Source organism: Mesorhizobium sp. WSM4842 (genome assembly GCF_055901575.1).
The window spans coordinates 2,521,539-2,535,225 of sequence record NZ_CM148372.1; the positions used below are offsets into that span (position 1 = coordinate 2,521,539).

General features: G+C 60.7%; 4 protein-coding genes and 1 pseudogene. 4 read left to right on the plus strand and 1 reads right to left on the minus strand.

Going from position 1 to position 13,687, the window contains the following annotated elements; genetic code table 11:
* The first annotated feature begins 482 nt into the window (after window positions 1-482).
* Complete coding sequence (locus AC0NIE_RS12210) at window positions 483-5,585, plus strand: RecQ family ATP-dependent DNA helicase (RefSeq protein WP_473488712.1); 5,103 nt, start codon at window positions 483-485, stop codon at window positions 5,583-5,585.
* Window positions 5,586-5,729: 144 nt separating this feature from the next.
* Here the strand turns inward: AC0NIE_RS12210 and AC0NIE_RS12215 are convergent.
* A pseudogene (locus AC0NIE_RS12215) lies at window positions 5,730-6,108 on the minus strand (nucleotide-binding domain containing protein); the annotation flags it as partial.
* Window positions 6,109-6,137: 29 nt separating this feature from the next.
* Here AC0NIE_RS12215 and AC0NIE_RS12220 point away from each other — a divergent pair.
* The 3 genes from AC0NIE_RS12220 (at window position 6,138) to AC0NIE_RS12230 (ending at window position 13,552) form a co-directional block, all read left to right on the plus strand.
* Window positions 6,138-6,734 carry a quinone oxidoreductase family protein gene (locus AC0NIE_RS12220; protein WP_473488711.1) on the plus strand — a complete coding sequence of 199 codons (597 nt, stop codon included), beginning with the start codon at window positions 6,138-6,140 and terminating at the stop codon, window positions 6,732-6,734.
* 246 nt (window positions 6,735-6,980) lie between these two features.
* A complete protein-coding gene (locus AC0NIE_RS12225; RefSeq protein ID WP_473488710.1) occupies window positions 6,981-11,837 on the plus strand; it encodes a protein NO VEIN domain-containing protein in 4,857 nt (1,618 codons plus the stop codon).
* Window positions 11,837-13,552 carry a UvrD-helicase domain-containing protein gene (locus AC0NIE_RS12230; RefSeq protein WP_473488709.1) on the plus strand — a complete coding sequence of 572 codons (1,716 nt, stop codon included), beginning with the start codon at window positions 11,837-11,839 and terminating at the stop codon, window positions 13,550-13,552. The genes AC0NIE_RS12225 and AC0NIE_RS12230 overlap by 1 nt, the downstream gene beginning before the upstream one ends.
* Window positions 13,553-13,687 lie beyond the last annotated feature (135 nt).

A 13,687-nucleotide genomic window follows, 5' to 3' on the forward strand; every position in this document is an offset into this window, starting at 1 on the left:
GTCCGCTCACGGCCCCAAGGCTGCCGGCGGCAATGTGCCTCAACTCGGTCAGTAGTCGCTCTGCCGTCGTTGCCCAAAAGCTGCCATTGTCGGAACTATGGCGCGCTTGGGCTGGCACTGGATCCTCGGGCAGCGAGTTGGCGCGACTTTCTCATCAGTCGCAGCGAGCAATTTCAAATCGAAACCTTCAGCCTCCTCAACCTTCGCGGCACCTCTAGGCATCAAAGCACCGTGTGCTATAGCCCCCAGATTGCGGCATTTGGTAGATATTGCTTCTCGGATGGTTGCCGCTGCGCACATTACCCCCTGTGAAGCACAATCAGGATTAGTCGATAACCTGCGCAGTTACGGGTCGCGTTATTGAACTGAGCTGGATAGGTGGCTGTCGGGCAACGTTTTTGTGGCTCAAGTTGAACGTTGACCTTTCGTCGAGCGCGACCATGATCGCTAACCGTTTCATCCCGTGAGTACAGCGTTGCAATATGACTGAGCCTTTCCAACCCTTTTTGCAGCGTTGCGTTTCGGTCGATCTGGAAGTGGATCCTGCAACCGCTACCATCTTCGCTTTTGCGGCGGTGCGTGATGACGCTCGTCCCTCAATCCTCGCAAAGAAACGCGATCTCGATGCGGCCCTTGACCGTCTGGAAGCAGAGTCAGCCGCGGCCGAGCATCTGCTCGGCCACAACATCATTCGACATGACTTGCCTCATCTGGTCGCATTGCGGCCTGGACTCGCGAATATTTTTCGATCGCCGATCGACACCCTATGGCTAAATCCGCTCGCATTTCCGCGCAATCCCTACCACTACCTGGTCAAGCATTACCATGACGGGCGCCTGCAAGCGGGCCATGTCAACGATCCGGAAATGGATGCGCGACTGGTGTTTCAGGTGCTGCGCAATCAACTGGCGGCTTTGACGCAGCAGAATGCCGACCAGCCCGATGCCGTAACAGCCTTTCATTTCCTTTCGACGAGAATGGAAAACCCAGGTGGGTTCGACGCAGTGTTCCAGGAGGTTAGGGGAGCTCCTGCGCCGGGTTCTCTTGCGGCGAGAGAAGCGATTTCCCGGCTGCTGGCGGGGCGTGCCTGCGAGAGGCGGGTCGAGCAGACACTGAGCCGCCTTTCGAACCCGCAGCTCGGATGGCCCATGGCCTATGCTTTGTCCTGGATCCTGGTCGCGGGCGGGGATTCCGTCATGCCGCCCTGGGTGCGGGCGCAATTCCGCGAGGCTGCACTGATCGTGCGGCACCTGCGCGATACCAATTGCGATAGCCCGGATTGCGCCTGGTGCAGCGACAAAAACGACCCGGTCCGCGCGCTGTCGCGCTGGTTCGGGTTCAATGCCTTCCGCGCGCAGCCGGTGGACGATATGGGCCGCCCGCTGCAGGAGCGAATCGTCGATGAGGCGATGCGCGGGGCGAGCGTCCTCGGGATTCTGCCGACCGGCACCGGCAAATCGGTCTGCTACCAGATCCCCGCCCTGTCGAAATTCGACAAGACTGGGGCGCTGACAGTAGTGATCTCTCCGCTGGTCGCGCTGATGGCCGATCAGGTGCAGGGCATGGCGCGGGCGGGCATTTCCTCGGCCGTAACCGTCAACGGAATGCTGTCGATGCCCGAGCGGCAGGATGCGCTGGACCGTGTGCGTATGGGCGAGGCGGCAATGCTGCTGATCTCGCCCGAGCAATTGCGCAGCAACTCGGTCCGCTCGGTTCTGGCACAGCGTGAAATCGGACTCTGGGTGCTGGACGAGGCGCATTGCGTGTCGAAATGGGGCCACGATTTTCGGCCCGACTACCGCTATATCAGCCGCTTCATCAAGGAATCCGTAGGGCATGAAGCTGCTGCCCCGGTGCTTTGTCTGACCGCCACCGCCAAGCCCGAAGTGGTGCGCGACATCCGCGACCATTTCCAATCACGTTTAGAGCGCGAACTGATGCTGCTGGACGGCGGCGCGGTGCGCACCAATCTCAGCTTCGAGGTCCGGCCGACGCAGCCCGGCACCAAGCTGGCCGATATCCTCGACGTGATCGAGGCCAAGCTGCCACAGGACGGCGCTTCGGGTGCGGTGGTCTACTGTGCCACCCGCAGCGAGACGCAACGCGTCGCCGATTTCCTCAAACAGAAGGGTCTGTTGGCGGAACGGTTCCACGCCGGTCTGACGCCCGAGGAAAAGCGCGACATTCAGGAACGCTTCCGCATCGGCGAACTGCGCATTATCGCCGCGACCAACGCTTTCGGCATGGGGATCGACAAGCCCGATATCCGGCTGGTGGTGCATGGCGATATTCCCGGGTCATTGGAGAATTACCTGCAGGAAGCCGGCCGAGCGGGCCGCGATCGCGCGCATGCCAATTGCGTCCTGCTGTTCGCCGTCGAGGATGTCGAGCGCCAGTTCTCGCTTTCGGCGCGCTCGCGCCTGGCTCGGCACGAAATCGGTGCCATCCTCAAGGCCCTGCGGCGGCTGGACGACCGGACGAAGAAGACCGGCACCGTGGTCGCCACCCCGGGCGAAGTTGTGCGAGCCGAACGCGATCAGGAGTTCGAGCGCGACAGCGCCACCGACGACACGAGGGTGAAAACCGCGGTGTCCTGGCTGGAAGAGGCCACGCTCCTGAGCCGCGACGAAAACCGAGTTCAGGTCTTTCCCTCATCCCTTAGAATCCGCAACCTGGAAGAAGTCGAGGCGATCCTGGCCAAGGGCGCGATCACCGGCACCCGTCGCAGGCAGCTTCTGGACATTACCCGCCACCTGATGAACGCGCCTCCCGATCATGGCATTTCCACCGATGAGCTGGCCGGGGTCAGCGGATTGACAGGCGGTATGCTGATCAAGGCAATGGCCGATCTCGAGGCGCTCGGGGTCGCCCGCAATGACGTGACGGTCACAGTCTTTGTCCATGTCGCCGTCGAGGGGCATTCGCAGCAGCGGCTGGCGCAGGCCGCACGGCTTGAAACCGCGCTGATCACCCTGATGCGCGAGGCCGCCCCCGATGCCGAAGGTGCCGGAGGCACTCCCCTGCATCTGGCCGAAACCTCTCAGGCGCTCCGCAATCAGGGGCACAGCGCAGTGCGACCAGACATCGTGGAAAAGCTGCTGCGCAGCATGGGCCGTGACGGGCGCGATCAGGATGGTGGCAAGGGCAATCTGCGGCTGCGCAAGGCTTCGCGCAACACATTGATGGTGACGTTGCAACGGACCTGGCAGGCACTGGAACAGACGGCAAGCCTGCGGCAGCAGGGCGCCGAACTGTTGCTGGGGCATCTTTTGGGCAAGCTGCCGAATGGCAGCCGCGGCAAGGACATCCAGGTCGAAACTACGATGGGCGATCTGCTCGCCACCCTGACCGGAGACGCCCTGCTGCGTAGCGGCGGCATTCAGGACATAACCAAGCTGATGGACCGCGCACTTCTGTGGCTGCACGAGCAGGAGGTGGTGACGCTAGGCAAGGGGCTGACGATCTTTCGGCCGGCAATGACGGTCCATCTGAACCCTTCGGGCGGCCAGTTCACCGCGAAGGATTTTGTACCCATCGAGGAACACTACGCCGAGCAGACGATCCAGACCCATGTGATGGCGGCCTATGCCGAAAAGGGCCTTGCCGCGATGGATCAGGCGCTGCGGCTGTCCGAGGACTACTTCGTGCTCGAGCGCGACGCCTTCCTGCGCCGCTGGATGCCCGGCAAAGGCGGCGAGATCCGGCGTCAAACCACCGGCACCTCCTGGAAAGCGATCGTTGAGGCACTGAAGAACCCATTTCAGCAAGAGATCGTCGCCGACGATCGCGAACAGACCAGCGTCCTGGTCCTGGCAGGACCGGGTTCGGGTAAGACGCGCGTTCTGGTGCACCGCATCGCCTATCTCATCCGGGTCCGTCGCGAGGATCCGCGCGGCATCCTCGTGCTGACTTACAACCGTCATGCCGCCGCCGAGATACGCATCCGGCTCCGCCACCTGATCGGCGATGACGCGAATGCGGTGACCATATCCACATGCCACGCCCTCGCCATGCGGCTGGTGGGGGCGAGCTTTGCCGGAAGTGCGAACGAGACGACGCACGACTTCGACGGGATCGTCATGGAGGCCGTGCGCCAGTTGAACGGCGAAGGGCTCAGCAAGCCCGAGGCGGAGGCACGACGCGACGCCCTGATCCAGGGTTATCGCTGGATTCTGGTGGACGAGTATCAGGACATCGGCCCTGAGGAATACGCGCTGATCTCCGCCGTTGCGGGCCGCTCCCTGGACGATCCGGAGCTTCGGCTCAGCCTTTTTGCGGTGGGCGATGACGATCAGAACATCTACGCCTTCGCCGGTGCGTCCATCCGCTTCATCCGGCAGTTCGAGGCCGACTATCGTGCACGACCGCAATTCCTGGTCGAGAATTACCGTTCGACCGGACATATCATTGCGGCGGCCAACGCAGTCATTGCGCCCGCCGCTGACCGCATGAAAGCGGGACACGACATTGCCATAGATCGCAAGCGCAGCGTAGCGCCGCCCGGCGGAGACATGGCGGCGCTCGATCCGGTTGTGCAAGGGCGAGTGCATGTGCTGGACTGCCGGGCCGGTGACGTGGCGCAGGCCATGGCCGCGATGGATGAACTCGTCCGGCTTTCGCGCCTTGATCCGGAGTGGAGTTGGTCGCGCGCCGCGATCATCGCGCGCGACTGGCGGCGGCTGGCTTCGGTGCGGGCCTATGCCGAGACGCTTGGCATCCCAGTGGAGATGGCAAACGAGAGCCTGCCCAGCATCTGGCGCCTGCGCGAGATGCAGCAGTTCATCGACACACTGCGCCGCGATAATACGCGTCTGCTGGCCGTCCGTGATCTGGTGGATATGCTGAACGCGATACCGTCCAACCGCTGGACGGATCTGATCGCCGAAGGCATCGCGGCGCTTGCAAAGGAGCTTGCGAACAAGACCATGCCCGTGCCGGACCTTGTCGAGTGGTTCGCTGAGTGGGCCAATGATGCCCGCAGCGATCAGCGCGCGCTGCTGCTGCTGACGGCGCATCGATCGAAAGGCCTGGAATTCGAGGATGTCGTCATCCTGAATGGCGGTTGGGACAAGCCTTCCCAAGGCGAGGACCCTGATGCGCCGCGCCGCCTGTTTTATGTCGCCATGACCCGGGCGCGACGCAGCCTCGCGATCATTGCTCAAGGTCAGCATCCGTTCGTCCAGCAGGACAAAGAGCATGTGCTGCGCCGAGCCGCGCCGGCTGTCGCCGACGGCGTCGCTCTTCCGACCGCGCTGTACCAGGTGCCGAACCTTAAGACCGTGGACCTGTCATGGGCCGGGCGTCTCAGGCCGGGCGATCCCTCCCTCGCCGCCATCTCGGCGGCGAAAGTAGGAGATCCGATTCAGATCGTGCGCGATGGCTCGCTCTGGATGATACAGGACAAACAAGGACAGGCCCTCGGACGCATGGCCAGAAGCTGGTCGCCTCCCGAAGGCCTCAGCTTCCTGCGCGGCGAGGTCGGCGCCTTCGTGCGCTGGCGCAAGTCCGATAATCTGGAAGAGTTCCGGGTGCACCTTCACCGAGATGTCTGGGAAGCAGTCCTGCCGGAGCTTGTATTCGGCTGACGGTTTGCCCGCGGTCGTATCTTGACCCGAACGGTGCCGGCAGACCTGCACCGATCTTAGGACGGACACATGTGTGGCGGATAACGGCTTCGGGTCATGGGCTTGAAGTGGCCAGTCCGCTCCCGTGAAGAGCCGCCACGGCGCTTACGCCATGATGGCCAAAGCGTCCGCGAAGAAGCTTTCGCCGCCGAAATTTCCGGATTTGAGAGCCAACACCATGTCGCCGTGGCGACTTCCGATACTGTGCAAGACGGGCACGCCCGCAACGATTTCCTGCCCGAGCCTAAATGCGGGAATGGCAAGCCGGTCGGACCACCGCGCCGGATATCTCTCCGCCCGCGACGATCAGCCGGCGCACGCCCCGTTCCACCAGGCCTTCGGCAATCGCCGCGAGGGAGCGTTGAATGACCTGGCCGACCGCGTCGCGTCCGTAGCGGGTTTGCAGCCTTGATCCATCATCCGGATTCGAGCTGCTGGCGATGATGACGGGAGTTCGGGCCATCCGCTCGGCCGCCCAATCGACGCGCTCTCGTTCGAGACGCGGCGGCCTTGATGGTGCAGGGACTGACGGCTTTTCATCTGCTGCGGCAAAGCCCGCCAGCCGGCAAATCGGTGCTGGTCACTGCAGCCGCGGGCGGTGTCGGCTCCTTGCTGGTCCAACTCGCCAAACGCCAGGGCGCCAGCACCGTGATCGCGGTCGCCGGCAGCAGGGCCAAGCTCGATCTTGCCCTGTCGCTTGGAGCCGATGCCGCGGTCGACTACAGCACGTCGGATTGGCCCATGCGTGTACGAGAAGCGGCGGGCGGCGCCGGCGTCGATGTCGTCTACGACATTGTCGGCGGCTCGATGACGGCGGCGTCGCTGCAGGCACTCGCGCCTGGCGGAGACCTGGTTTTTGCGGCGCTGGGCAGATACGCGATCGGCGCTGCGGAACTGGAAGCGATGATCACCCGAAACCAGTCCGTGCGAGGTTTTGCCCTGCTTCCGCTGCTCTCTGCCGATGGCCTCAGGGCCAGCCTGTCGGAGCTTTTCCACCTGGCCGCCAGCGTCCAGCTTGCCGGGACGCAAGGCGGCCGCTCTCCGCTCGACCAGGCAACGAAGCGCACCGCTCGCTGGAGGAGCGCCGCTCGACCGGCAAGGTCGTGCTGATACCTTGAGTGGTGTAGTCGATTAACTGCGCACAGGCCAATCCTGGAACCCGTCCGCTTTGCGCCTGAATGTCGGTCATCCGGCTGGCTCTTGTTGTCCTCCAATAGCGGAAATCGTTGTGTCACTCCGCAGGCAACTTCCCGCCTAGCAGACATGCGAGCGCGATCTAACGCACGTGCCCCTCTGAAAGAGACTGTGGTGGCCTGCCTCAGTATGACTTATACTAAGAGAAGGGGACCTACTATCATGAACGACATTTCCGCGCAGACCGATCCCACGCCGATCAGCCTTAGCTATGAGGCCGATCTCTGTGGCAATATCGAGCAGGCGCTCAAGGGCCTTCAGGGCTACGGCATCATGGCCCTGGAACTCATCCAGAACGCTGACGACGCAGGAGCGCGAACCCTCTCGTTCGACGTGAGGACTGATGCCCTCGTGGTCGTCAACGATGCAAGCTTCTCTTCCTGTGGACTTACTCAAAAGCGGTGCCCCTGGGAAACCACAGGCGACCCACGGGGCATCCATCGCCCATGCAACTTCCACGCAATTGCGAGAATGGGCAGCAGGAGCAAACTTTACTCACCGGAAAATATCGGGCGCTTTGGGATCGGGTTCGTTGCGGTCTACCAAATTACCGACACGCCAATTGTTCGTTCTGTTGGAACAGAATTGCGTCTGAATCCACGCACCGGGGAGGCTCGGCAGGAGCGACTGGCGACTAAGGGTGGGACGCAGTTTGAACTGCCATGGGCATCCGAGCCGTCTGATATCCGAAACGCACTCAACGCCTCACTAACGCCGCCTGATGTAGCGGCGCGAGTTGTCGGCGAAGTCTCGGCGATTTTGCGATCGAGTCTGCTTTTCTTGCGCCATTTGGAGCGCGTGGAAGTACGGCGGGACGGGAAAGTTCAGATGACGGTCGACATAGAACGAACCGCCAATGGCATCGCGCTGACATTCGGGCCGGACGGTAAGACCGAGCGGTGGCTGGTTCTGTCGCGCCAAGCCGATGACATCATCACCGCGCGCGGCCTCCTGGAAAAATATGAGATGCTCGCGAAGCTCGATCGATCCAAAACCGCCAGTATCGCCATCGCGGCTGACGGGGGATCGATTGATGGGTGCCTCTACGCTTATCTTCCCACCCAGCACCGAACGGGAATGCCGCTACACGTCAACGCGGACTTTTTCCCACACGCGAGCCGGCAGGAAATCGTGCTCAAGGGGGAAGGTCACGAACGTTTCTGGAACGAAGCTCTGATCGCAACCGCTGCTGCTATTGTCGGCGAGCACTTTGCGTTTCTCAGGGACAGACTCGGGCATTTCCGATTGTGGCAGCTCGGTTTGGAGATCTTCCACCAACGAGAAAACGGTGCGTTCGCTGAGTTCTGGAAACGGTTCAGCGCTGCCGCGAAAGCCTCCGATTCTGTGTGGACTGCCGCGAAGAACTGGCATGCACCGGTCGGAGTCTATTTGGCGCCGGACCAGATGTCGCGCGGTGAGCAGGATGCGATCACCAGCATTGGCATCGAACTGCTCGATCAATCGCTCCGCCCATCGTGGACGGCCCTTTCCGCGGTCGGTGTAGGCGAACTCCGCCTGTCCACTGTCTTATCCAGGCTACAGGTGCTTAAAGGGGGTGGCATTTCTGATAACAACCAACACATCCGAAACCTCTGGGCAGCTGTCAGCCGGTTAATCGGCCTTGCGCGCGGTCGCCCGGGTTTCGACGGAGAGATCAAAAAACTCAAAGATGCGACCTTCCTGATCGATATCGATGGAGATGCCGTTAGCCCCGCCGAAGTCTGGCGGGTTCCAGTGGGGGTCGGTCCGGCGCGGGTCCGTCTATACATAGGCGACTGCCCCATCGTCCACGCGGAGGTGCTCTCCCACCCTGAGCTCGCCTCGCTCATCGATGAATATACGCTTGACGACTTTGCACGGGACCTTGCGAAATCCGTGGGCGACAGCCACGCGGCCGAACAGACTATCGAAACAGCGTCGGACGGCGTCCGCGGCCTCTACAAACTTATGGTGAGCTTCCCGATCTACCCGGGGACCACGAATGCCGGCAAGATACTAGCGCAAGTCCCCTTTCTGCGCACGCCGCATAGCTTCGTATCTCCGGCCCGTGGCCAGCTTCCTGGCGGCTTCAAGGACCCCACAGGCTATTTCGAGCTTATCGATGTCTCCCTATTCCCTGCCGAAATGCATGAGTTTGCCGAACGCGTGCTGGACGTGCGCGTACTGAGCTTCCATGAGTACATCAACGAGCACCTTGAGGACATACTGGAGCGCGAGCCGACGCGAGAACAGTACCAGTCTCTCATCACCCAGATCATCCAGCATAAGAACGAGCTGGAGAATGAGGACAGCCTCGAACTGCTGGCGGAACGCTCGTTCGTTAGAACTCGTGCTTGCGAGTTTGTGCGTCCCGACGAGTGCTATTTCTGGTCCGCGTCCTTGGAGGCATTGCTCGGAGAGGACGGCAGCCGGTGGGTTGATGAGGACTGGATGCCTTCCGCGCCTTTGCTCTCAAAGTTCCGGGACATCCTGGAGAGCAGGCTTGGGATGCCAACCACTGTGGCGGCACACCATATCGTCGCCAGGATCGAGGAGATTGCCGATGGAGGCGACCCCGATGAGGTGGCGAAGGTCGCAACGCCGATCATCCGCCATATGATCGAGCATTGGTCGCGATTCACTGAGGAAGACCAAGAAGCGTTGGAGGAGCTTCGTAACATCGAATTCCTGCCGGCCGTCGTTGACGGCGAGCGGGATCAGGACAAGCTCTACCGCCCTGGCGAAGTCTACAGGGCGGCACGCGCACCCGGCTTCGCATCGCAGGTGCCGGTTATCGATCTAACGCCGCTCCGTCAAAGCTCAATGGCGGTGAACGCAATTCTCGATTTCCTCAAAGTTCCCGAAGAGCCCGAGACGGAAGTCATTCTCGCTCACCTACAGCAGTGCATGCAAACGAATACGGCGCCTTCCGAACTCACTTATTCCATGCTGAATGAGCGGGTGGAGGGAGATGACGACGCAGCAGCAATCGACGAGCTTCGCGGTTCCGCTTTCATCTACGATGGAGCTTCCCAGCGGTTCCTCACGGCTGACCAGGTCTTCTGGATGCCGCCTCCAATCGGCGGATACTGGTGGCGCGCGACTCCTCGAATGCGCCAGTTGGAAGCACTCTATCGACGGCTCGGTGTCCGGGACGAGCCGAGGTCGGTGAACTACGCAGTGCTGATGCGGGAGATCGCCGCGAAGTCCGACATCACTGAATCGGACTCTCGTATTCACACGCACTGCCTCGGGTTCCTGTGTGAGGCGCTTGAGAGAGGCGACCCTGAAATCGATCAGGCGATCGAAGAACTCGGCAGTGAGCAGTCTATGATCAACATAGCCGGTGACGCTATCTGGCCCGACGATGCCGTGTGGATCGACGCCGAACAGCTTGCGGCTCCATTCGGCTCCGCGCTCGACGAGCGCCTTATTCGGCAGCCTGATGCGGCTCGCAGCGCTGCGGCACGGCTCTTTCGACGACTAGGCGTGCGGCCAATTTCGGAAATAGCGCGGCTGCGACTCGCCTCACAACCCGACCGAAAGCCGGCAGAGGAGGCCACAGGAAGTCTTCGCGAACGTGCCGATTTGCTTCTCTGGCTGGCACCCAATCCGGGTTCCCGCAAAGCCCTGCGCAACATTCTCTCGCGGGCAGAAGTTCAGTTGACCGACTCGCTCGAGGTGCAAGTGGAGGTCGACGAGTTCGACCCGCCCGTGCATTCGCCCATCAGCAGCGCTCCGGCATTCTTTGAACTAGATACAAGCGTGCTGCATGTCGAAGGCTCCTCGATGCGAACGAACGCTTGGGCGGCCGCCTTCAGGACGATCTTTTCCGAGATCGAGCGCCACGATCCGCTAGGAGACATGAAGGCACTCGTCATGACCGCTTCTCTGATCATGAGCTGCGAAGATCGCGAGGAAGCTGAGGGAGCGCTGCGCAGTTCCGGCTATCGGCCGCCAGAGGAGGTTGGTGACATACTCCTCGGCGAGGAACTGGGCGACATCGGCGACGTTGAGGCAAATGAAGCCGGCATGTCTGCCGATATCGCCACCCACGGTCTTGAGGGAGAAGGTGGCGAGAAGTTGGAGGGGGAAGGCGAAACGGACAAAGCCGATGAGGACCAGAATGAAACCGAGGTTGGTCCGGCTGAGCTCGATACCGGACAGCAGCCCGTAAAAACGACCAATGGGAATGCAAGCACGCATGTTCCTCCCAGGCGGAGTGGGGAAGAGCCGTCGCAGACCTCCGGGGGTGCCGCCGGCGAATACAATTCGAAGGCCGGCACGGGAGACTTCGGAGGATCGGACGAAAAACATGGCAATCGGCGGAACATTGACGATGCCGATAGCGATGGTCGCGCACGAGAGGGAGCAGGAGCAACGAACCGGAGCCACACGAGCGAGGTACGCAAGACGCGAACCTCCCGGATGCTCGCTTACGTCGCGAGGGCTGGAGATAGGGAAAAGAGCGATGTGGGCCGCGACGCGACGGAACCTGATCTCTCGAACCTGATTGACGTTGCTGCGATAAGGGCAGCGTTGCGGCACGAGGAGGTTCGCGGCTGGAACGCACAGGAACAACCACATGGGAATCCCGGATACGACATTGTCTCAACCGGCCCGGACGGTAGGCGGAGGCTCATCGAGGTGAAAGGGCTTGAAGCCGAATGGTCGGAACGGGGCGTCAAGCTCTCCCACATCCAGTACGGTATGGCGCAACAATACCGGGAGGAATATTGGATATACGTCGTCGAGCAGGCGCGGGACCCTGATCGGCAGAAGGTCAGCGCGATTGCCAATCCCTTTCAGAAGGTCGAGGAATATTGGTTCGATCACAACTGGCGCAGCGCTTCCGAAGAGGTAGCCAGCTCGACTAAGCTCAACGTCCGGGAAGGGGCCAAAGTGCTCCACGATGTGTGGGGAACAGGCACCATAGTCGATGTGGAGCAGAGGGGGATTGCCACTTACGTCAGGGTCAATTTCGGCTTCCAAGGCGTCAAGTACGTTCCTTTCAGTTCAGATTTGAGAATTGTCGAATAGTGGCAAATTGCATTCCCACGCCAGGACTTGCGCATTCGAAATCAGACGCGGAGCTGAGGCTTCTGAGAGCGCTTGATGGCCAACTCCCCTCCGAGTTTGTCGTCATGCATTCCGTGGCATGGATATCAAAGCCAGGTGGCGGCGGCGCAAGAGACGGCGAGACGGACATATTGATAGCCCACCCTCGTCTCGGTCTTCTGGCGATCGAAGTGAAGGGAGGTCGGATATCGCTCGACTATCCCAATCAGAACTGGACCTCGACTGATCGGCACGGCAACAAGCATGAAATCAAGAACCCGTTCGAACAGGCCAGGCGAGGCAAGTTTGGCATCCTGGAAAAGCTGAAGGAGCATCCCGGCTGGCAGCGACTGCGGGTACGGCGCTTCAATATCGGCCATGCCGCGTTCTTCCCGGACATCGGTGACGGCGGACGGTTGCGGGGACCGGACGCACCTGCGGCGATCATCGGTGATGAGGACGACTTGGCGCGACTGGCTACTTGGGTCCAGGAGGCATTCGGCTATTGGCGGGGCTCTACGGAGGGCGCCCTCGATGAGATCGGAACACGCGGCGTTGAGAGGGTCATCTCGATATTCGCCCGCACTGCAACCACTCGGCCACTGCTGTCGGCACGGATCAAGGGCGAGGAGGAGCAACGCATTCGGCTGACGCAGACACAAGCGGCCGTCCTGGACGTACTGCAAAGGCAGAGGCGCGTGATGATCGCCGGCGGAGCCGGCACCGGCAAGACCCTGATCGCCAGAGAAAAGGCGATGCGCTTGGCTAACGAGGGCATGAGAACCCTCTTAGTCTGTTACAACCGCGGGCTTGCTGATCACCTGCGGGAGCAATGCAGGGGCGTATCGGGCCTGGATATCGCGACCTTTCATCAAGTCTGCCACAAGTGGATTGCCCGGGCCAAAACCGATCTTGGTCGTGAGTTCCTAGCTGAGGCCAAGCGTGATCATCCTCGTGCCGACGAGTTTAATCATCTGATGCCGTTGGCTCTCGCTAACGCTATCGACGCCTTGGGGCCCGCGTACCACGCGATTGTTGTGGACGAAGGTCAGGACTTCGGCGACGAGTTCTGGATGCCGATTGAAATGCTCCTGACCAGCCTTGACCAAGGGATACTCTACGTCTTTCTAGATGAGAACCAGGATATTTACCGCAGGTCGGCTGAGATTCCTGTGAGCGGCGAGCCAATGGTTCTCGACCGGAACTGCAGGAACACTGAGGCGATCCATCAGGCGGCCTATCGTCACTATCGCGGGATGCCAGTCATGCCGCCGGATATTGACGGGATATCTGTGGGAGCGATCCACGCTAGCGGGATCAAGAGCCAAGCCCAATCAGTCGTCGCGTTAGCTACCAAGCTTATCGTCGAAGAAAAGATCGCTCCGCATGATATCGCTATCCTTATATGTGATGCCAGAGAAAGAGAGAAGTTTGAGAGCATATTATCTCGATCTCCAATCCCCAAACCTACTAAGTTTGGTCGAATAGAAGATTACTGTATTAATTCAATCACTGTTGACACGGTTGCTCGTTTCAAGGGGCTTGAACGCGATGCCATCATTCTTTGTGCGTTTGACAGCTGCAGCCCGGAACGGGATCGTGAGACTCTCTACGTAGGCATGTCGCGGGCCAAGTCATTGCTGTATCTGTGCGGATCACAAGAAGCGATTGAGAGGGTATCGAGCACAACAGAATGAGTTAGCGATGCCCAGCAGTTTGCGCACCTTTCTGGACGTATTGCTGGCTATCTGTCGTTCCTGAAAGCCGTCGTACGTTCATGTCGCCTAGACTAGTGTTCCGTCTCTGACGAAAGGATTCCCTTTAGCTCTCTG

Bases quoted from the DNA above. Each gene is read 5' to 3' on its own strand.
- AC0NIE_RS12210 (WP_473488712.1), top strand. From the start codon at position 483: ATGACTGAGCCTTTCCAACCCTTTTTGCAGCGTTGCGTTTCGGTCGAT.
- AC0NIE_RS12220 (WP_473488711.1), top strand. From the start codon at position 6,138: ATGGTGCAGGGACTGACGGCTTTTCATCTGCTGCGGCAAAGCCCGCCA.
- AC0NIE_RS12225 (WP_473488710.1), top strand. From the start codon at position 6,981: ATGAACGACATTTCCGCGCAGACCGATCCCACGCCGATCAGCCTTAGC.